The organism is Enterocloster sp. HCN-30185 (genome assembly GCF_037890305.1).
Classification (GTDB): Bacteria; Bacillota; Clostridia; order Lachnospirales; family Lachnospiraceae; genus Enterocloster.
The window spans coordinates 148771-169030 of record NZ_JBBKBT010000004.1; the positions used below are offsets into that span (position 1 = coordinate 148771).

The 20260-nt window shown below is 48.6% G+C and carries 17 protein-coding genes; all 17 read left to right on the forward strand.

Features of this window, described 5'->3' with window-relative positions; all coding sequences use genetic code 11:
* Window positions 1-52 precede the first annotated feature (52 nt).
* The 17 genes from WKT10_RS06455 (at window position 53) to miaA (ending at window position 20221) form a co-directional block, all read left to right on the forward strand.
* Window positions 53-934, forward strand: a complete 882-nt coding sequence (locus tag WKT10_RS06455) for a DUF368 domain-containing protein (protein ID WP_407408211.1) — start codon at window positions 53-55, stop codon at window positions 932-934.
* A 29-nt stretch (window positions 935-963) separates the two neighbouring features.
* Entirely contained in the window at window positions 964-2427 is a 1464-nt protein-coding gene (locus tag WKT10_RS06460; RefSeq protein ID WP_419042927.1) for a D-alanyl-D-alanine carboxypeptidase family protein, read from the forward strand.
* Window positions 2424-3086, forward strand: coding sequence for a precorrin-2 dehydrogenase/sirohydrochlorin ferrochelatase family protein (locus tag WKT10_RS06465; RefSeq protein ID WP_066548556.1), 663 nt, complete (start codon window positions 2424-2426; stop codon window positions 3084-3086). The genes WKT10_RS06460 and WKT10_RS06465 overlap by 4 nt, the downstream gene beginning before the upstream one ends.
* A complete protein-coding gene (hemC, locus tag WKT10_RS06470; protein WP_337433299.1) occupies window positions 3083-4060 on the forward strand; it encodes a hydroxymethylbilane synthase in 978 nt (325 codons plus the stop codon). The genes WKT10_RS06465 and hemC overlap by 4 nt, the downstream gene beginning before the upstream one ends.
* Window positions 4057-5607 carry a uroporphyrinogen-III C-methyltransferase gene (gene cobA, locus WKT10_RS06475; RefSeq protein ID WP_340276266.1) on the forward strand — a complete coding sequence of 517 codons (1551 nt, stop codon included), beginning with the start codon at window positions 4057-4059 and terminating at the stop codon, window positions 5605-5607. Before hemC ends, cobA begins: the two co-directional genes overlap by 4 nt.
* 47 nt (window positions 5608-5654) lie before the next feature.
* A complete protein-coding gene (locus WKT10_RS06480) occupies window positions 5655-7004 on the forward strand; it encodes a Wadjet anti-phage system protein JetA family protein (protein ID WP_340276268.1) in 1350 nt (449 codons plus the stop codon).
* Between the two features lie 47 nt (window positions 7005-7051).
* The gene (locus tag WKT10_RS06485) at window positions 7052-7648 is read left to right on the forward strand and encodes a DUF4194 domain-containing protein (RefSeq protein ID WP_066550803.1); all 597 of its coding nucleotides are present in this window, start codon (window positions 7052-7054) and stop codon (window positions 7646-7648) included.
* Window positions 7632-11063 carry an ATP-binding protein gene (locus WKT10_RS06490; RefSeq protein WP_340276270.1) on the forward strand — a complete coding sequence of 1144 codons (3432 nt, stop codon included), beginning with the start codon at window positions 7632-7634 and terminating at the stop codon, window positions 11061-11063. The genes WKT10_RS06485 and WKT10_RS06490 overlap by 17 nt, the downstream gene beginning before the upstream one ends.
* Complete coding sequence (locus WKT10_RS06495) at window positions 11008-12627, forward strand: nitrite/sulfite reductase (protein WP_317438490.1); 1620 nt, start codon at window positions 11008-11010, stop codon at window positions 12625-12627. The genes WKT10_RS06490 and WKT10_RS06495 overlap by 56 nt, the downstream gene beginning before the upstream one ends.
* A gap of 103 nt (window positions 12628-12730) precedes the next feature.
* Complete coding sequence (locus WKT10_RS06500; RefSeq protein ID WP_337433302.1) at window positions 12731-14203, forward strand: SseB family protein; 1473 nt, start codon at window positions 12731-12733, stop codon at window positions 14201-14203.
* 41 nt (window positions 14204-14244) lie between these two features.
* Window positions 14245-14589, forward strand: a complete 345-nt coding sequence (gene ylxM, locus WKT10_RS06505; RefSeq protein WP_066548539.1) for a YlxM family DNA-binding protein — start codon at window positions 14245-14247, stop codon at window positions 14587-14589.
* Window positions 14590-14622: 33 nt separating this feature from the next.
* Complete coding sequence (gene ffh / locus WKT10_RS06510) at window positions 14623-15996, forward strand: signal recognition particle protein (RefSeq protein WP_066548532.1); 1374 nt, start codon at window positions 14623-14625, stop codon at window positions 15994-15996.
* 88 nt (window positions 15997-16084) lie between these two features.
* Window positions 16085-16327, forward strand: a complete 243-nt coding sequence (rpsP, locus tag WKT10_RS06515) for a 30S ribosomal protein S16 (protein ID WP_337433303.1) — start codon at window positions 16085-16087, stop codon at window positions 16325-16327.
* A gap of 28 nt (window positions 16328-16355) precedes the next feature.
* Window positions 16356-16583, forward strand: coding sequence for a KH domain-containing protein (locus WKT10_RS06520; protein ID WP_066548526.1), 228 nt, complete (start codon window positions 16356-16358; stop codon window positions 16581-16583).
* Between the two features lie 72 nt (window positions 16584-16655).
* On the forward strand, window positions 16656-17165 hold the full coding sequence (gene rimM, locus WKT10_RS06525) for a ribosome maturation factor RimM (RefSeq protein WP_066548524.1): 510 nt from the start codon (window positions 16656-16658) through the stop codon (window positions 17163-17165).
* 14 nt (window positions 17166-17179) lie between these two features.
* Window positions 17180-19225, forward strand: a complete 2046-nt coding sequence (gene mutL, locus WKT10_RS06530; protein WP_340276276.1) for a DNA mismatch repair endonuclease MutL — start codon at window positions 17180-17182, stop codon at window positions 19223-19225.
* 18 nt (window positions 19226-19243) lie between these two features.
* Window positions 19244-20221, forward strand: a complete 978-nt coding sequence (gene miaA, locus WKT10_RS06535; protein ID WP_066548520.1) for a tRNA (adenosine(37)-N6)-dimethylallyltransferase MiaA — start codon at window positions 19244-19246, stop codon at window positions 20219-20221.
* Window positions 20222-20260: the final 39 nt, after the last annotated feature.

Below are 20260 nucleotides of genomic sequence, written 5' to 3' on the forward strand. Positions count from 1 at the left end.
TAGTATAGCCAGAGCGGTCCGATTTGAAATTTTCGAACGAAACAGGAGGAAGATGCAGGTGTTTTTAAATGCAGTGAGAGGATTTTGCATGGCTCTGGCAGACAGCGTACCCGGAGTTTCCGGCGGGACCATTGCGTTTTTGCTTGGGTTTTATGATGAATTTATCAATTCTTTAAATGATTTAATGGGGCGTGACAGCAAAAAACGCAAAAAGGCGTTTCTTTTTCTGGTAAAGCTGGGGATTGGCTGGATCATTGGTTTTGGTCTGTCCGTTTTAATTCTTGCCAGTCTGTTTGAAGCTCACATTTATCAGATCAGCTCTGTGTTCTTTGGCCTTACCTTGTTTGCTATACCGATGGTTATAAAGGAAGAAGCGGCGGTGATAAAAGGACAGGCTGGAAATCTGGTCTTTACCCTTTTGGGCGCAGCTCTGGTATTTGCCATTTCCTGGTTTAATCCATCCGGCGGAGAGGGCATCCGTGTATCAGCGGATCAGCTTTCATTCGGATTGGGCATTTATATTTTCTTTGCTGCTATGATCGCAATTACAGCCATGGTACTTCCGGGAATTTCCGGCTCTACCCTTCTTTTGATCTTTGGACTCTATGTTCCCGTTATCGGGGCGATCAAGGAGCTGCTCCATTTTAATTTCAGTTATCTGCCCGTGGTGGTCATCTTCGGCCTGGGTGTTGTCACAGGAATTATTGCGATTATAAAATTTGTAAAAATATGTCTGGAACGCCACCGTTCCCAGACGATCTACGCCATTCTGGGCCTGATGATCGGCTCCCTATATGCCATTCTTATGGGGCCCACTACGCTGGATGTGCCAAAAGCTCCTGTAAGCCTTTCTACCTTCAGTATCCCGTTCTTTATTTTGGGCGGGCTGATTCTGGCTGGTCTGGAGCTTTTAAAGGCAAGGCTTGAATCATAATATTGGGGGTATATACGATGATCCGACGGATGAAACGCCTGTGCGGTTTCTTTTTGACACTTGCGCTCAGCTGTTCCCTGACAGCTTTTCCCGTGTTCGCAAAACCGGACTGGCCTGCGGATACCGGTGTCCAGTCCGAGGCTGGGATTGTGATGGATATGGATTCAGGAGCAGTGCTGTTTGCCCAGAATATCCATGTCCAGCTTCCGCCAGCCAGTATTACAAAACTGCTCACAGCTCTTGTAGTGGCTGAACATGCTTCCATGGACGAGCAGGTTACGTTTTCTCATGATGCCGTTTATAATGTAGAATCGGGAAGCGGAAATAAGCTGGGCCTGGAAGAGGGGGATGTTCTGTCTGTGAAGGACAGTCTGTCTGTTATGCTTTTGCAGTCCTCCAATCAGGCAGCCAACGCCCTGGCAGAACATGTGGCAGGGAGCCGAGAGGCTTTTGCGGACATGATGAATGAAAAGGCAGAGGCATTAGGCTGCCGGGAAAGCAATTTTGAAAACCCGTCCGGCTTAAATGATGAGGCCCAGCTGACCTCTGCCTACGATATGGCCCTGATCGGCGCGGCAGCATTTTCAGATCCGGAGATCCTTGAAATCTGTTCGGCAAAAGAAGCCACGCTTCCTCCCACCAAAAACAATACAGAAGGGCGTACCTATTCCCTTGAGCATAAACTGGTGGTTACAGAGGACGGAACCAGCGAATACTATTATCCGGAAGCAGTGGCAGGAAAGACAGGCTATACCTCTCTTGCAGGACAGACCCTTGTAACTTACGCGGTAAAGGATGACCGGCGCCAGGTAGCGGTGACTTTAAAGAGTACCCAAAAGACCCATTATTCAGATACAAAGACCATTCTGGATTTTGGTTTTAAACGGTTCAAAAATGTAAATGTGGCAGAAAATGAAACCCATTACATCACCGGTGAAGAGCCGGTAGAAATAAACGGCGTATCCTATCTGCCATCCGAGCTGTATCTGGATGATACAGCGGTGATCACTCTTCCCAATGATGCAGAATTTGGAGACGCAGATCAGTATCTGCAGACTGAGATTCCAGAGAACCATCCAGAGGGGGCTGTCGGCCGGATCATCTATTCCTATAATGACAGACAGATCGGAGTGGCATGGCTGTATACCACAAAGGCTTTAAGCAGTGCGGCAGAGCCTTCACAGGAGGCACCTGAACAGACAGATCCGTCTTCATCCAAAGAGCCGTCTGAAAAGAAAGGGATTTCTTTACCCGACGGGCGGCTCATCGCCGGAGCGGGCGCAGCTGTCCTGCTTCTGATTGCGGTTTGCGGGATTTACGCTGCGGTTCAGCAAAGAAAAGAGAAGGAACGTCTGGCACGGATGAAGGAAAGGCGCAGAAAGCGTCTGGAGGAAATGGGCTGCAGCCAGGATGAGTTTGAACGTCTGTTAAATGAGAGAAAGGCTGCTTTGGGAAAACGGACAGCCAATGATGAACCGGAGGATCTGTTATGAGTTATTTCCCTTTTTTTACAGATATTGAGGGGTGGCTCTGTGTGACAGTCGGAGGGGGGAAGGTCGCATACCGTAAGGTCTGCGGCCTTCTCCCCTTTGGAGTTTTGGTCCATGCGGTGGCAAAGGAGTTTATCCCTGAGTTTGACCGCCTTGAACAGGAGGAAGTGCGTTTCAGGCGGAGCATGCGCCCCTTTTGCCTGGAGGATTTAAAGAAAGCAGATCTGGTCATTGCTGCCACTAATGATATTGAGCTGAACCGGACCATTTCCCGGTGGTGCAAACAAAGGAAAATTCCGGTTAATTCGGTCCAGGGGCCAGAAGACAGCAGCTTTCTTTTCCCGTCGCTGTTTACGGACGGCCCGGTGACAGCTGCCGTATGTACAGGGGGTGAAAGCCCTGTGCTGGCCCATCTTTTAAAGGAGCGCATTTCCCATTCCATACCGGACCATATGGGAGAACGGGCCGGGCTTTTAGGAGCGCTGCGCAGAGAGATGAAGGATCGTTTTCCAGATTCAGGCGGGCTGCGGCGTGAGCTTTCCGTCCGGCTTGCAGAGGCAGTTTTTAATATGGATAAGCTCCCTTCATCAGAGGAAATACAGGCATTGCTGGCTGAATGTTCTCAGACCATGTATATAAAAAAAGAGGAAGAAAACACATGAACCATATACTTCGTATCGGAAGCCGGAAAAGTGTTCTGGCTCTGCGCCAGGCAGAAATGATCGCTGAACAGCTGAAAAATAAGTTTCCGGGTCTTCAGACAGAGATTCTTACAAGGGATACGCTAGGAGACCAGCTCCTTCATTCTCCTCTCCAGGCATTTGGGGGGAAGGGAGCATTTGTTTCCGAATTTGAACAGGCTCTTTTAGAAGGCTCCATTGACCTTGCAGTCCATAGTGCCAAGGATATGCCGGTTTCTCTTCCAGAGGGGCTGGTGATTTCAGCGCTGTCTGAGCGCGAAGATCCGGGGGATGTACTGATACTGCCAAAGACTGCCTTAAAGACAGACAAAAAGGAACTTGTCATCGGAACCTCCAGTCCCAGACGCCAGCTGCAGATCCGGGAGCAGTGGCATAGTATCTGCGGCAGTACAAAATGGCTGGATAAGGAAAGCCGGCCTGTGTGCAGGACGCTTCGGGGAAATGTCCAGACCCGATTAAAAAAACTGAAAGAAGGCGCCTGTGACGGGATCCTTTTAGCAGCAGCAGGGTTAAAACGTCTGGGAATTGAAGAGGGGGAAGAATGGCGCTTCATCCGCCTGAGCCCGGAACAGTTTCTGCCTGCCGGGGGACAGGGAATCCTTGCAGTGGAGACGAAAGCGGATACAGAGGCTCACAGGCTCTGCAGCCAGATCGACTGCAGATCATCCCGTCTGTGCCTTACAGCAGAAAGGTCAGTGCTTGAAACGCTTCAGGCAGGCTGTCATGCGCCGGTGGCCGTATATGCGAACCTCTTTGAAGAAGATGGAGAAACGAAACTGCGCCTTCGCGGGATCAATGGACCGGAACATGCTTCACAGCTTACGGACGCGGAGCTTAAAAATAAGATACGCCGGGTTGACCTGTGCGGAACACTTTCAGAAATATCAGTGACAACATTAGCAGATCAAGCGGGGAAAGGATTACTTTGGCCATGAAATATACCATTACACCTGTATCAAGGAATGAAAAAAAATGGGGTACCGTGTGTCTGGTAGGAGCCGGACCGGGAGCGGGAGAACTTTTGACCATCCGGGGGATGGAGCGGTTAAAGGCCTGTGATGCCGTGGTCTATGACCATCTGGCTTCCCAGGAGCTTTTAGGGTTTGTCCGAAAGGACTGCAGGATCATTTATGCCGGAAAGGAAGCAGGGAGCCACTCCATGCCTCAGGAGGAGATCAACCGCCTTTTGATCGGGCTGGCAAAAGAGGGGTTAAATGTAGTCCGCTTAAAGGGCGGCGATCCTTTTGTGTTCGGCAGGGGATCGGAGGAGATCCTGGCATTAAAAGAGGCCGGGATTTCATGGGAAACCGTTCCTGGGATCACCTCTGCGGTAGCCGTACCGGAGCTTGCGGGGATTCCCGTCACCCATCGGGGTATAAGCCGCAGCTTTCATGTGATTACCGGTCATACCTTAACGGGCGGCTGTGAGCAGAACGAGCTGAAAGCATATGCTGCAATGGAGGGAACCCTTGTTTTTCTCATGGGCTTTCACAGCCTGTCGTCTATTACAGAGGGCCTGATCCGGGGAGGAAAGTCTCCACAGACACCGGCTGCCCTGATCGAGAACGGTTCTCTTTTAAACCAGAGGGTTTTGCGGGCTGATCTAGAGACGCTTGCCGCAAAAGCAAAGGAGCAGGGCTTTCACACGCCTGCCATTATCGTAGTGGGAGAGGCGGCTGCCTTTAACCTGCAGCCGGAAACGGTAAATCCCAGAAGGCCTCTTGATGGAATGACCGTCGGATTGATCGGAACGGAGCATTTTACAGATCAGATGGAAATCGCACTGCGAAAAGAGGGGGCTAAAACAGAAACGCTCCTTCGGATGGAATGCCTGGAAGAAAAAGGGAAAAATGCCATGGCTTCCGTATATCCCAGACTAGGAACATATACCTGGCTGGTTCTTACCAGTGTAAACGGTGTCCGGCTGTTTTTTAAAGGGCTTTTTGAATCCGGCCTGGATATCCGGGCTTTAGGGCATATGAAGGTGGCTGCGATCGGGGCTGCAACCTGCAGGGCGCTTTTGGAACGGGGGATCCGGCCGGATCTTGTGCCGGAGGAATACTGCTCTGCCAGCCTGGCTCAGGCGCTTTTTAAAGTGCTTCATTCAAAGGATCGCGTTCTTATGGCAAGAGCGGAGGGAGCCTCTGTGAAACTGGCTCAGATGCTTATAAAGGCAGGGATCACTTTTGATGATATTCCTCTTTATGCGGTAAAGGGCGTTCCCTCGAAACGAATGGAAGAGCAGCTGTCGTTATGCCGTGTGCTGATATTTGCAAGCCCTTCCGGCGTCCGTGCATTTAAACAGGCCGGAGGATTTTGCAGGCCGGAGGATTCAGAAAGACCCTTGTATGCGGCCATTGGCCCGGTTACTGCAGAGGCGATGAAAGAGGAGATCGGAAAAACAGCGGATATCATTGCTGAGTCTTATCATATTCCGGGACTTGTGAAAGCGGTAATTGATGGGACTGCTCCATTGCCATAAGGCGTTTTTCCTGATATAATAGGGGTATCCAAATCAGGAGGAAACCAATGAAACTGATACAGGAGATACCAGACCGGTTCTGGAGCCTTTTCCGCTCGGTGAACCGGTCTGCTTACATTGAAGCGCTGTTAAAAATCAGCGAGGAATACGAATACAGCAATTATTTTTTAAGCAGGGAAATGTGTATTCAGCTTTTAAGTGAATATTTTGCAGAAAAACGCTGTGTGATCTGGCAGGATGAATTAGAGGAAGAAGAGGATCAGTTTGAGCCTCCGGCCACCCGGGTTTTAAACTGGCTTTTAAAGACCGGATGGCTCAGAAAAGTGGATGACTATGCAACCATGACTGTCAATATTATCATCCCGGATTATGCGGCTGTTTTTATAGAAAGCTTTTCCAGGCTTTGTAATGAGCAGGGGGATGAAGCGCAGATCTATATCCAGAATATCTATGCCATCCTTTTTTCATTAAAACATGACCCCAGATCCGGCATCAGCCTTCTGGATACGGCTCTTGTAAATACGAAAAAACTGAATAAGTCCCTTCAGGATATGCTTCACAACATGGATAAGTTTTTCGGAAAGCTTTTGGAGCAGAGGGATTACGGTTCTCTTTTAAAGGATCATCTGGAGGGGTATGTGGAAGAGGTGGTAAATAAAAAATACCACATTTTAAAGACCAGCGATAATTTTTATCTTTATAAAACGGATATTAAAAGCTGGATTGCTTCCATGCGGGAGGATATTCCCTGGCTTACCCGTCTTTCCGGCAGAGAGGGGACGGGTGAGATCCTTGAAAAGCTGGATCAGCTGGAGAAGGGCTTTGACGATATTGAACACAGGATATCCAATATGGACAAAGAACATTCCCGGTATGTTAAGGCGACTGTGACGCGTATGGGCTATCTTTTAAACCAGGAGGATGATATGAAGGGGCTGGTGATCCAGCTGTTAAACCATCTTTCCAAAACAGGAGGAACAGAGGATGAGCTAAAGGCCATTGGGGAACGTATGAACCTGTCCCAGCCCAATGTGGTTTCGGAGGCTTCTCTTTACAGGCGCAGGCATACCAGGGCATCTTTTACGGAGCAGCTAAAGGATGAGGAAGAAATGCCGGAGCTTTCGGCAGAGGAGATCCTTAACATTAACAGGGTAAAGAACCGCTACAGCCACAGAGAGATTGAGGAATTTATCACCAGCCGGATGAAGGACGGCCGGATGGAGGTAACGGAGGATACGGTGGAAAATGACGGGGATTTTGAAAAGCTGATCCTTGCATATGATGAATCCATCCGGAGAAAAAGTACCTATACGGCAGAGACGGAGGATCCGGCGCCTGTAACGAAGGGGCCTTACACCTATCCGGGTTTTGTATTTGTAAGGAGGACCAGAACGTGACGGAAATTATAAAGACAGAAGCAGGGATTCCCTACTATGACGAACAGATGGGCCAGACGAAACAGGAGATCACGGATCTGATCCGCCTTCTGCTTCGCCAGACGTTTCTGCTGGAGCGCAAATATGATAAGAAAACAGGCCGGTTCCAGTATACAAAGGAGTATCGCAGCTGCAGTCTCCACCTGGAATTTATCCGCCGGTATTTTGCCGTCGCCGGCATTGAGGTTTTGGAAAACAGCCATATGGGGATGATCTATATCCAGGGAGAAGATCTGGTGGGTGAAAAGCTTCCCAGACTGGCAACCCTTTATCTTCTTATTCTCAAACTGATCTATGATGAACAGATGGAAAATGTATCTGCCAGCGTGAACGTATATACTACGCTGGGAGCGGTCCATGAAAAACTGGGGAATTACCGGCTTTTTAAACGCCAGCCTTCTCCCAGCGAGATCCGGCGCACGGTTACGCTGCTGAAAAAATATCAGCTGATCGAGCCTCTGGATCTTTTGGATGAGCTGTCTTATGAAAGCCCGTTTATCATCTATCCCAGCATCAATGTAGTGCTTTTGGGGGATGATGTGAGAGAGCTTTTAGCTGATTTTGAAGAAGGAGAGGAGGAAGGGGAAAGTGACAACGGAATATAAGCCGGCAGTCGGGCCGTTCTGGGCCTTTACGCGGATCTGTCTGAACAACTGGCATTACATTTCCAGAAAGACGCTTACCTTAAATGAGGAGATCAACTTTTTTACCGGTCATTCCGGAAGCGGAAAATCCACGGTAATTGACGCCCTGCAGCTGGTGCTGTATGCCAATACGGACGGCAGAGGCTTTTTTAACAAGGCGGCTGCCGACGATTCGGACCGAAGCCTCATTGAATATTTAAGGGGCATGGTCAATATAGGGGACAATAACGAATTTTCCTATTTGAGAAACCGCAATTTCAGTTCTACTATTGTACTGGAATTAAAACGCACCGATACGGAAGAATACCAGTGTATCGGTATTGTGTTTGATGTAGAAACGGCATCCAATGAGATATCCCGCCGCTTTTTCTGGCATAAAGGCCCTTTGTGGGAAAATGAATACCGCACAGAAACCCGTACCATGTCCATCCGTGAAGTGGAACACTGGCTGGATACCCATTATGGAAAGGAAGAGCATTTTTCCACCTCCCATAATGAGAGGTTTCGCCGGATCATGTATGAGACGTATCTGGGAGGACTTGACAGCGAGAAGTTTCCTCTGCTTTTTAAACGGGCGATCCCCTTTCGGATGAATATCAAGCTGGAGGACTTCGTTAAGGAATATATCTGTACGGAGCAGGATATCCATATGGAGGATATGCAGGAAAGCGTAATGCAGTACGGACGGATGCGCAGAAAGATTGAAGATACCAGTCAGGAGATCCGCCGCCTTACCGCAATCCGTGAAGCATTTGATACCTTTACCATGCTGGAGGATAAGCTGGACAAGTATCAGTGGTTTGTAAAAAAACTGGAGCTTTTAGATACTCGTTCCCGGATCCGGAATTTAAATGACCGGACGGCTCTGGGAAAAGAAGAACTGAACCGCCAGACAGAAGCCTTAAAGAGTGCCGAAGGCCGGATCAAGGAGCTTACAGACCAGAGCGATGAGCTGCTGCGCCGGATTGCCTCTACCGGATACGGGGAGTTAAAGGAACAGCTTTCATCCCTGGGAGAGCTTTGCGAACAGTTAAGCCGCAGCGAGGCCCGCTGGCAGAAAACCACCCTTTCCCTGAAAAAATGGGAGGAGGAGGATATCACCTCCAATCAGACACTCTGGGATATTGAGGAGTTTGAACAGCGCACCATTTCAAAGGAAACGATGATCCGCTTAAAGGCATCCCTTGCTTCTATGGAGGCGGATACAGAAAAACTCCGCCAGGAAACGGCTGCCCGGTTCAATGAGCTAAAGCGCAGGGAAAAGCAGTTAAAGGAGGAGCTTGAAAAGCTTCAGGCAGGAAGCAAGGCCTATCCGAAATATCTGGAGGAGGCAAGAGAGTATTTAAAACGGCGCCTGTTTGAGGAAACAGGAAAAAGCGCAGATGTATTCGTGCTGGCTGACCTTCTGGAAGTAAAGCATCCGGAATGGGCCAATGCCATAGAGGGGTATCTGGGAAACAACAAATTAAGCCTGGTGGTTTCCCCCAGGTATGCGAGGGCCGCTTTAAAGATTTACAGTGAGCTGGATCCCAAAAAATATTACAGTGTGGCGGTTCTCGATACAGAGAAAGCTGCTTCTTCTCAGGCTGCGGTACTTAAAAATTCTCTGGCAGAGGAAATCGGGGTTAAAGAAGCGTTTCTTGCTCCATATATGGAGCTTTTGCTTGGAAAAGTGATCAAATGCCGCTCCATTGAGGAGCTTTCAGACTGCAAAATCGGTATTACTCCAGAATGCCTTTTATATCATAATCTCCGTCTTCAGCATATCAATCCGGAGCATTATACCCGTATGGCGTACATTGGAAAGGACAGCCTGCGAAAGAGGATCCGGCTGGTTCAGGAAGAACTGGAGGAGACTAAAAAAGCCGGACTGCCCCTGGAAGCGGTTCTTGCGGACTGCAGGCGGATATCAGGGCTTGAGGCGTTAAAAGGGCCGGCAGAGGAATATATGCAGTGGCTGGAGGAAATTAAGGCCTGGAAGAAAAAGGAATCCGAAAAGAAGCAGTTATCCAGACGGTTAGAGGAGCTGAAAGCCCAAAATATCGGACAGCTGGAAGAGGAACGGTCGGCTGTTCTTGAGCAGTGTGAAGGAATGAAACGGGAACGGGACCGCCTGAGGGAGCTGATCCTTGGCCGCAAAAATGAATTGGAGCGTTTTTTCCATTCTATTACAGAGCTGGAAGAAACAGCAGCATCCCAGAATGGACAGCTTGAGGAAAATGCGGAGCACGACAGGGAACTTTCGGCTTATCTGGCAGAAAGGGAGGCCATACGCTATGACAGAGAGCGGGAAACCTATGAAAATAAATGCAGGATCCTGACAGAACAGAGTAATAAGGCCAGAGAAACGCTTATGAATCTTCGTACCGAGTATATCCGCAGCTATCCGGGCCGCAATGTGCCGGTAAGTGCCAGAGATAACGAGGCGTATGACAGTCTTCTTGACCGCCTTTCCTGTGATGATCTGGAACGGTTTAAGGAGCAGGCTGCCAGGCAGGCCCGATCGGCAGTGGAGCATTTTAAGGATGATTTTATGTACAAGATCCGCAGCGCTATTAAGGAGGCCATGCTGCGGACTGAAGAACTGAACCGGATCATCAGCCGTCTGGATTTTGGAAAGGATAAATACAGGTTTGTGATTTCGCGGTCTAAGGGAGCAGACGGACGGTATTATGATATGTTTATGGATGAATCTTTAGAGGTAGATCCCTCCCGGCTGGATCACAGCTTTGAAAATCAGCTGAACCTTTTTACCATGGAGCATGAAAATCATTACGGAGACAGGATTAACGAGCTGATCAGCATTTTTATCCCGCCGGAAAACGCTGCGCCGGAGCAGCTTGAGGAGGCCAGACGGAATATGGAAAAATATTCCGATTACCGGACCTATCTTTCTTTTGATATGCAGCAGCTGGTTCAGAACGGAGACGAGGTTATAAAGATCCGTTTAAGCAAAATGCTTCGGAAAAATTCCGGCGGAGAGGGGCAAAATCCCCTGTACGTAGCGCTTCTTGCAAGCTTTGCACAGGCTTACCATATCGGACAGCCTGCAGGACTTCGAAAAAGCCCGTCGATCCGCCTGGTGATCTTAGACGAGGCCTTTTCCAAGATGGATGCGGAAAAGGTGGCAAGCTGCATTGAACTGATCCGGGGACTGGGCTTCCAGGCGATCATCAGCGCTACCAACGATAAGATCCAGAACTATCTGGAAAATGTGGATCGAACCTTTGTATTTGCAAATCCAAACAAAAAAGCGATTTCCATTCAGGAATTTGAACGGGGGCGCTTAAAAGAGTTTACACAGGAAAGGAAGGTTATCTATGAAGATGACAGCAATTCAGCCGGAGAGCTGGAAAGAGGACTACAGACAGTTTGAACAGGCCACGGAGCAGTTTTACAGCGGAGAGATGGATGCCAAAACTTATAAGGGCATTTCGGGCGGTTTCGGAAGCTATGCTCAAAAGGGCGGAAAGGCCAGCATGCTTCGTCTGCGTATGCCGGGCGGTGTGATGACAAAGGAAAAACTGGCCTTTGTGGCACAGAGTATTAAGGAATATGAGGTTAAACGGGTTCATTTAACAACCTGTCAGACACTGCAGCTTCACGATCTGTCAAAGGATCAGGTTTGTGAGCTGGCTGTAAAAGCCCTTTCCTGCGGGATTGTCACAAGAGGCGGTGGTGGAGATTTTCCGAGAAATGTAATGGTTTCTCCTCTGGCCGGTGTGGAGGAGGGAGAATATTTTGACGTTCTTCCTTATGCTTTAAAAGCGGCTGATTATCTTATGAGCTTTATCAAGGGGAAAAAACTGCCCCGAAAGCTGAAGGTGGGATTTTCTAATACGCCAAAGAATGTCACGCATGCGACGTACAGGGATCTTGGCTTTGCGGCCAGAGAGGATGGCACCTTTGACGTATACAGCGCAGGTGGTCTGGGAAATAAGCCTGCTTTTGGCGTAAGGGTGGCAGAGGGAGTGGCTCCGGATCAGATCCTTTACTATATCCGAGCCATGCATGAGCTGTTCTGTGCGTATGGCAATTATGAAAACAGGGCCAAAGCCAGAAGCCGTTTTATGCAGGAAGCTCTGGGAGGTGCTGAGGCGTATAAGGAAGCATTTTTAAAGAAGCTGGACGAGGTTTATGCGGAGGAAGGAGATCTTACTCTGGAAATGGGAGAGACTTCCTTATCCGAAGAGGCGGTACAGGATCAGAGTACAGCTTTTGCTGCTTCCAGGGAGATTTTATTTGCCTCTATTTCAGATCCTTATATGAGAAAGCGGGTAATCCCTCAGAAACAGAACGGGCTTTACAGCGTAGCCTGCCATCCGCTTGGAGGAAGCCCGGAGCCTTCTCTTTTTGCAGATCTTTATGAGGTGATAGAATCTATTCCCGGCGCGGAACTTCGTTTGTCTCCGGAAGAAATGTTTTATGTGATCAACTGCCGGGCAGAGGATGTAAAAAAGGTGTTAGAGGTTACCTCTTCTGAAAAGGCGGTCTGCTCCTGCAGCCGTTTTGAGGAATCGGTAGCATGTATCGGCGCATCAATCTGCCAGCAGGGTGTAAGAGATTCCCAGGCTCTGCTTCACCGTCTGATCGAAATGGAGCGTGAAGAGGGCTTTGAAGACGGTATCCTGCCTCAGATCCATATTTCTGGCTGTCCATCTTCCTGCGGCACTCACCAGACAGGAGTAATCGGCTTCAGAGGTGGTGTAAAATCAGTAAATAAAGAAGTCAAACCTGCTTTTAATCTTTTCGTAAAGGGATGCTGCTTCCAGGGAAAAGAACGGATGGGAGAAGAGCTGGGAGCGATACTTGAAGAGAACATTCCGGCATTTTTAAAGGCCTTAGGCCATGCGGTACAGGAAAGCGGCCTTGATTTTGAAGGCTGGTATGCAAAGGATGCGGAAGGAATCCGCAAGATTGCAGAGAACTTCCTGGCATAAAAGAGCACTTTTTAAAAGGTCTTTCCTTTTAAGCGGGAGTGTTGTATAATCTCTACCAGACATACCGGAATGATGGATATTCCGGAACAACCAGGAGGAAACAATGGGATTATTTTCATTTGGAAGAAAAAAACTTGAAGACGGATTTGAATTTGTCATTGACGGCATTTACGCTCTGAAGGGAAACAGCGCCGTGGCTGCGGGAAAGCTTACAAGGGGGCGTCTGATCCCAGGGACAGAAGCTATCTGCTTAAATGAATTGGGTGAGCCGGTGTTTAAGTGCCGGATTTCCGGTATTGAGCAGGGAACCAAGATTTTGCGGGCTGCGTCTTATGATATGAAGGGAACCTATGGGGCTCATTACGGCTTTAAACTGGATGGTGTGACAAAGGAGCAGATCCCGGCAGAGGGAGCTGTGCTGGTATCTGTAACAGAGGAGCTGGAGGAGGCATTAAAGGATGCAGCACCTGTTTCTTCTGTTAAGGCCAAAGCTTCTGTGGAAAATACGGTAGTAGTCCGGGATGCACAGGCTCAGAATGCACTTCTTATGGCAGCCAGAGCACAGGAAAAAGCCGGCCGGCCCGCCGGTCCCCTGGGAGCAGAGCGGGAGGAGCAGTTAAGCGCTGTTTTGGAAGAAACACTTTCAGAAGCAGTTCTGGTTCCGCTTTCTATTCAGGAATCCATTTTCCTGCTTTGCCGTCTGCAGCAGATGAATCATCAGGAGCCTGTAAGCGGATATGAAGATAAGATTCAGATGCTTTATGATACGGTTCTTGAAAAGCTGAAAGCAGCGCCTTCTCTGTTTATTCTTTTGGATGAAGGCTCCAGTATGCCTTTTATGATCGGAGATACGGTTGATGTATATTCTGCAAAGGAGCTGGCTCTTAAAGCCCTTCATTTTTATGAAGAGCAGTATCACCGTCATCTGGTGCTTCGGGAGATTCCAAGGGAGCATACCGGCCTTCCGGGCCGATTAAGCCTTTTTGCATGGCTGTACTATCTTGGCATGGAGAAACTTCTTATTGACAATGGCTCCTATCAGCTTTTTGTAAATCGGTCAGATCTCCTTGAACATCCGGAAGAAGAAGCAGGACAGCCATTGGAAGTGCCTGTGGTTAATCCTTCTTTGCGCTGTGCCATGGCAGAGTATCTGCAGGAAATCCGCTGGAATGTGTCTTACTCAGAGCGCGAGGCCAATGTGGAAGCGAAAAAGGAACACTTAAAGAAAGAACTTTTGCAGGCAAAGCTTCTGGTGCCGGTAAAATTTGAGAAAACAGAGGGGTTAAATAAGGGACAGAATACCATTGATGCAGAGAAACAGGACAACCTCTTCTTCCCGCGGATTGAAAACAATGAGCATAAGCAGTTCCTGCCTATGTTTACAGACTGGCTGGAATTTCAAAAGGCATATAAGAGGGAAGAGTGGGGCTGCATGGTGTTCAGCCTGGCAGACGGACTTCGGGCAGCAGCGGGAGATCCTGCTGTTATCAATCCTTTGACGGAAAATCTGATCCTGGACAGAGCTCTTGTAAAAGAAATTGCAGAAATGTACCGTTCGTCAAGTAAAAATGCTTGACAAGATTGCAGCTATCGTGTATGATAACACAGGTGGTTGAAATGGAAAAGATCGTTGAACAGGGTCTGCTGTACGATTTTTATGGAGAACTGCTGACGGAGCACCAGCGCCGCATCTATGAGGACATGGTGTTTAATGATCTTTCTCCCAGCGAGATTGCAAAGGAGCAGGGAATCAGCCGTCAAAGCGTCCATGATCTGAAAAAGCGCTGTGACCGTATACTGGAGGAATATGAAGAAAAGCTGCATCTTGTGGCAAAATTCATGAAAATCCGTGATATGGTCAGGGAGCTGGACGGTCTGGCAGAGACCTGTACCAAAACCCGGGATATACAGCTGATGGATGAGATCCGAAGCCTGTCCGGAAAGATCATGGCAGCGCTGTGATCCCTACAGCAAAAGACCTTCAGGAGGTTATCAATGGCTTTTGAAAGCTTATCCGATAAATTGCAGAATATTTTCAAAAACCTGCGCGGCAAAGGCCGCCTGTCTGAGGCCGATGTAAAAGCTGCCTTAAAGGAAGTAAAGATGGCTCTTTTGGAAGCCGACGTAAGCTTCAAGGTAGTAAAGCAGTTTATAAGTTCCATTCAGGAACGGGCGGTCGGCGAAGAGGTATTTGGAAGCCTGACACCGGGACAGACGGTAATCAAGATTGTAACCGAAGAGCTGATAAAGCTTATGGGTTCTGAGACAACAGAGATTGCCTTAAAACCCGCAAGTGAGATTACGGTCATTATGATGGCAGGTCTCCAGGGTGCAGGTAAGACGACCACGACGGCAAAGATTGCAGCCAAGCTAAAGGCAAAGGGCAGAAAGCCCCTTCTTGCGGCCTGCGATGTATACCGTCCCGCAGCCATCAAGCAGCTGCAGGTCAATGGCGAAAAGGTGGGAATCCCAGTATTTACCATGGGCGATAAGATCAGTCCTGTGGATATTGCAAAGGGCGCCATCGAACACGCCTCAAAAAATGGCTTTAACGTAGTGATTCTGGATACTGCAGGCCGTCTTCATATTGATGAAAGTATGATGGACGAGCTGGTAGGCATCCGGGAAGCAGTAGAAGTATATCAGACCATTCTGGTAGTAGACGCCATGACCGGTCAGGATGCGGTAAATGTAGCTGGTACCTTTAATGACAAGGTCGGCATTGACGGCGTAATCCTTACCAAGTTGGACGGCGATACCAGAGGCGGCGCGGCTCTTTCCATCCGTTCCGTGACAGGAAAGCCGATCCTCTACATTGGTATGGGAGAAAAGCTTTCTGATCTGGAACAGTTTTATCCGGATCGTATGGCTTCAAGAATCTTGGGAATGGGAGATATCCAGTCCTTGATCGAGAAGGCGGCGGCTGAGGTAGACGAGGAGCAGGCAAAGGAGCTTTCACAGAAGCTGCGCAAGGCAGAGTTTGACTACAATGACTTCTTAACCCAGATGCAGCAGATTAAAAAGATGGGCGGTATGGGAAGTATTCTTTCCATGATGCCCGGTGTTGGAAGCCAGCTTTCCGGCATTGATATGGATGAAGGCGAGCGCTCCCTGCGCCGTGTGGAATCCATTATCCTCTCCATGACAAAGGAGGAGCGGGCCAATCCGGGCCTTATAAATCCTTCTAGGAAACAGCGCATCGCAAAGGGTGCCGGAGTAGATGTCAGCGAAGTGAACCGTCTGGTAAAGCAGTTTGACCAGATGAAGAAGATGATGAAGCAGATGCCGGGCCTTATGGGCGGCGGAAAGCGAAAGGGCTTAGGAGGTCTTGGTGGCCTTATGGGCGGGAAGCTTAAGCTTCCGTTTTAAATAAGCTAGTCACACAGGAAGGCTCCTGTATGTCTAATATAGAAAAATAAAACAATCAATAGAAAATGATTTTACGGAGGTAAGAAAAATGGCAGTAAAGATGAGATTAAGAAGAATGGGACAGAAGAAGGCTCCTTTTTATAGAATCGTAGTAGCAGATTCCAGATCCCCAAGAGACGGAAGATTTATCGAGGAAGTTGGATACTATGATTCTACCAAAGATCCAAGCGTGATCAAGTTTGATGAGGAAGCTGCTAAGAAGTGGCTGGCAAACGGCGCTCAGCCAACTGAGACAGTTGCAAAGCTGTTAAAGATCGCTGGTATTCAGTAATATTATTCTTTGCAGACGAGGTGGAGAGATGAAGGAATTAGTCGAAGTGATCGCAAAGGCATTGGTCGATAATCCGGACGAAGTAGTCGTTACCGAGTCAATGAAAGGCGAAGATACATTGATCGAACTCAAGGTAGCTCCTGCCGATATGGGCAAGGTCATTGGCAAGCAAGGCAGGATCGCTAAGGCAATCCGTTCCGTAGTCAAGGCCGCTGCCTCTAAGGAAGACAGGAAAGTAATTGTTGAGATCCAGTAAAGAGGACGGACCGTCGGCTGTTTGGCCGGCGGTCTGTTTCGTTAAAGATAAAGAGAAAGTGAGTGTTCAGACATGGAACAGATGCTGCGAGTAGGCGTAATTACTTCCACCCACGGCGTACGGGGGGAAGTAAAGGTATTCCCTACAACGGATGATGCCAAGCGCTTTAAAACATTAAAAAAGGTAATTCTGGATGGAAGAGAGCCTTTGGAGCTTTCCATCGAACAGGTAAAATTCTTTAAAAATATGGTAATCTTAAAATTTAAGGGATATGACAATATCAATGATGTGGAAACATGGAGACAGAGAGACCTTTTGATCACCAGAGATCAGGCGGTTGAATTAAAAGAGGATGAATACTTTATCACAGATCTGATCGGCCTTACGGTTGTAAATGAAGAAGAAGCGGTTCTTGGCAGAGTGAAGGATGTACTGGAAACAGGGGCAAATGACGTATATGTAGTTGAACTTACCGGCGGAAAGGAACTTCTTCTTCCTGCAATCAAGGACTGCATCCTGAATGTGGATCTGGAAGGCGGACGCATGAAGGTTCATGTGCTGGACGGCTTGATGGATCTGTAAAGGAGGTTTGCTATATGGCTGTGATTTCAGTTCTGGATCAGACAACTATCAATCAGATCGCCGCAGGCGAGGTGATCGAGAGACCGGCTTCTGTGGTAAAAGAGCTTTTGGAAAATGCCATTGATGCTCAGGCTACGGCAGTGACCGTAGAGATCCGGGAGGGCGGCTGCAGCCTGATCCGCATTACGGACAATGGCTGCGGTATCCCAAAGGAGGAGATTCCCACCGCCTTTCTGCGCCACGCAACCAGCAAGATACGTTCGGCCGATGATCTTACCACCGTTGCGTCCCTTGGCTTTCGTGGAGAGGCGCTGGCCAGTATTGCTGCCGTATCCCAGGTAGAGATGATCTCCAAAACAGCAGACAGACTTACCGGAACCCGATATCAGATCGAAGGCGGGACGGAGCGCGGGATAGAAGAAGTGGGGGCCCCGGAAGGAACTACGATCATTGCCAGAAATCTCTTTTTTAATACGCCTGTACGGAAAAAATTCTTAAAAACCCCAATGACAGAGGGGACACACGTGGCAGCAGTGGTAGAAAAGATTGCTCTTTCCCATCCGGATATATCCATCCGTCTGATCCAAAATAACCAGAATAAGCTGTATACCTCCGGAAATAACAATCTGAAAGATCTGATCTACACCGTGTTTGGCCGTGAGATCACTTCCAACCTGCTTTCTGTCGATGCGGTTTATGAGGGAATCCATATTACAGGCTTTATCGGAAAGCCGGTGATCGCAAGATCCAACCGGAATTATGAAAATTACTTTGTCAACGGCAGGTATGTGCGCAGCAATATTATTTCAAAAGCCATTGAAGAGGCCTATAAGCCCTATATGATGCAGCACAAATATCCTTTTACCATGCTGCACCTTTCTATCGATCCTGAAACCCTGGATGTAAATGTACACCCCACCAAGATGGAGCTGCGCTTCAGCGATGGGGAATATGTGTTTAACCGAACGTTAGAGGCAGTGGGAGAAGCGCTGGCACACAAGGAACTGATTCCTCAGGTGACGCTGGATGAAGCAGCCAAAAAGCGGCAGGAGGATGCCAAAAAGCGGAGAGAGGAGCGCCAGCCCAGACAGCCGGAGCCCTTTGAGATCCGCCGGCAGAGCAGTCTGGACGCGGGAAATTTGTCTTCCGGAAACAGGTCGTCATCTTCCGGTTCTAATCCTGTGTTCCAAGAGACAGCGTCTGCACAGAGATCCGGTGTCTCCCGGCCATCTCTTCTCTGCGAGGAAGCTCCCGGCTGGAAGCATGTTGATAAAAAGGATCTGCCTGCAAATGAATCAGCTGAAGGTGAGAAAAAAACTCAGACAGTGTTTCAAACGAAACAGACAGAAGATGCTGGGCGGGCTTTGAATCCCCCTGCCGCAGCTGCTCCGATCTCCCGATCTTCTGTACCGGCTTCTCAGGCTGCAGAACCGATGCAGCAGCTGGAACTGTTTGACGGAAAGCTCCTGGATCCAAAATCCCGTTTAAAGCACCGGCTCATCGGCCAGTTGTTTGATACCTACTGGATGGTGGAGTACAATGACCAGCTCTATATTATCGATCAGCATGCAGCCCATGAAAAGGTGCTGTATGAAAAAACAGTCCGTTCCTTAAAGGACAGGCAGTATGATTCCCAGCTGGTAAATCCCCCTGTTATCCTCACCTTAAATCAGGGAGAAGCCCTGCTATTAGAGCAGTATCTGGAATATTTTAAGGGGATCGGTTTTGAAATTGAGCCCTTCGGCGGCCGGGAATACGCAGTGCGGGCAGTGCCGGCCAATCTTTTTTCCATTGCGAAAAAGGAACTTCTTCTTGAAATGATCGATGGTCTTTCTGAGGATATGAGCGTACATAACCCGGATATAATTTATGAAAAGATTGCTTCCATGTCCTGTAAGGCAGCTGTAAAGGGACGCCATGCTATGTCTGCTGCAGAAGCGGACCGGCTCATTGACCAGCTTTTGGAGCTGGAAAACCCTTACGCCTGCCCTCATGGCCGTCCGACCATCATTTCCATGAGCCGGTATGAGCTGGAAAAGAAGTTTAAACGTATTGTATAACAGCAAAGGAGAGAGTGTATGTTTTCTGAGAAAAAACCTCTGATCATTCTTACCGGCCCTACGGCTGTGGGAAAAACCTCCCTATCCATTGAACTGGCAAAGGCTGTAAACGGTGAGATCATCAGTGCGGATTCCATGCAGGTATACCGCCATATGGATATTGGCTCTGCCAAAATCACACCGGAAGAGATGGAGAATATTCCTCATCATCTGATAGACGTTCTGGATCCGGATGAGGATTTTAATGTGGTGACGTTTCAAAAACTGGCAAAAAAGGCGGCTGGTGATATCTGGATGCGGGAAAAAATTCCCATTATAGCCGGAGGAACGGGATTTTACATACAGGCTCTCCTTTATGATATTGATTTTACAGAGAATGAAGATGATGGTGAGAAAAATCCGTTCCGACAGGAGCTGGAGGAGCTGGCTGCCCGTTCCGGTTCCCAGGCCCCGGAAGTGCTTCACAATATTCTTAAGGAATCAGATCCTGAGGCAGCCGCCCAGATCCATCCAAACAATATAAAGCGGGTAATCCGGGCCATCGAATATTTCAGACAAACAGGAGAAAAAATCTCACATCATAACGAAGCCATGCACCAGAAGGAATCCCCTTATCATTTCCTCTATTATGTGCTGAATACAGACAGGACCAGACTGTATGACAGGATTGACCGCAGGGTGGATCTGATGCTTGAGCAGGGGCTGATCGATGAGGTACAGCGCTTAAAAGAAATGGGCTGCCATCGGGGGCAGACCTCCATGCAGGGATTAGGCTATAAGGAAATCCTGGACTACCTGGAAGGGCGCTGCAGCCTGGAGGAAGCAGTCTATATACTGAAACGTGATACAAGGCATTTTGCCAAGCGCCAGCTGACCTGGTTTCGCAGAGAGCGCCAGGTGCGCTGGATTGAACTTTCAGGCGCGCCAGACGATACGTCAAACGCGTTAAAACAGATTCTGAAGGATTGCATGGACGAGGGAATCGTGCTACAATGACAGACCGAACCTTGAAAAAGGTCACAAAAAGAAAGAATG

Coding starts and splice junctions, on each gene's coding strand:
- WKT10_RS06455 (WP_407408211.1), top strand. CDS start 53: ATGCAGGTGTTTTTAAATGCAGTGAGAGGATTTTGCATGGCTCTGGCA.
- WKT10_RS06460 (WP_419042927.1), top strand. CDS start 964: ATGAAACGCCTGTGCGGTTTCTTTTTGACACTTGCGCTCAGCTGTTCC.
- WKT10_RS06465 (WP_066548556.1), top strand. CDS start 2,424: ATGAGTTATTTCCCTTTTTTTACAGATATTGAGGGGTGGCTCTGTGTG.
- hemC (WP_337433299.1), top strand. CDS start 3,083: ATGAACCATATACTTCGTATCGGAAGCCGGAAAAGTGTTCTGGCTCTG.
- cobA (WP_340276266.1), top strand. CDS start 4,057: ATGAAATATACCATTACACCTGTATCAAGGAATGAAAAAAAATGGGGT.
- WKT10_RS06480 (WP_340276268.1), top strand. CDS start 5,655: ATGAAACTGATACAGGAGATACCAGACCGGTTCTGGAGCCTTTTCCGC.
- WKT10_RS06485 (WP_066550803.1), top strand. CDS start 7,052: ATGGGCCAGACGAAACAGGAGATCACGGATCTGATCCGCCTTCTGCTT.
- WKT10_RS06495 (WP_317438490.1), top strand. CDS start 11,008: ATGAAGATGACAGCAATTCAGCCGGAGAGCTGGAAAGAGGACTACAGA.
- WKT10_RS06500 (WP_337433302.1), top strand. CDS start 12,731: ATGGGATTATTTTCATTTGGAAGAAAAAAACTTGAAGACGGATTTGAA.
- ylxM (WP_066548539.1), top strand. CDS start 14,245: ATGGAAAAGATCGTTGAACAGGGTCTGCTGTACGATTTTTATGGAGAA.
- ffh (WP_066548532.1), top strand. CDS start 14,623: ATGGCTTTTGAAAGCTTATCCGATAAATTGCAGAATATTTTCAAAAAC.
- rpsP (WP_337433303.1), top strand. CDS start 16,085: ATGGCAGTAAAGATGAGATTAAGAAGAATGGGACAGAAGAAGGCTCCT.
- WKT10_RS06520 (WP_066548526.1), top strand. CDS start 16,356: ATGAAGGAATTAGTCGAAGTGATCGCAAAGGCATTGGTCGATAATCCG.
- rimM (WP_066548524.1), top strand. CDS start 16,656: ATGGAACAGATGCTGCGAGTAGGCGTAATTACTTCCACCCACGGCGTA.
- mutL (WP_340276276.1), top strand. CDS start 17,180: ATGGCTGTGATTTCAGTTCTGGATCAGACAACTATCAATCAGATCGCC.
- miaA (WP_066548520.1), top strand. CDS start 19,244: ATGTTTTCTGAGAAAAAACCTCTGATCATTCTTACCGGCCCTACGGCT.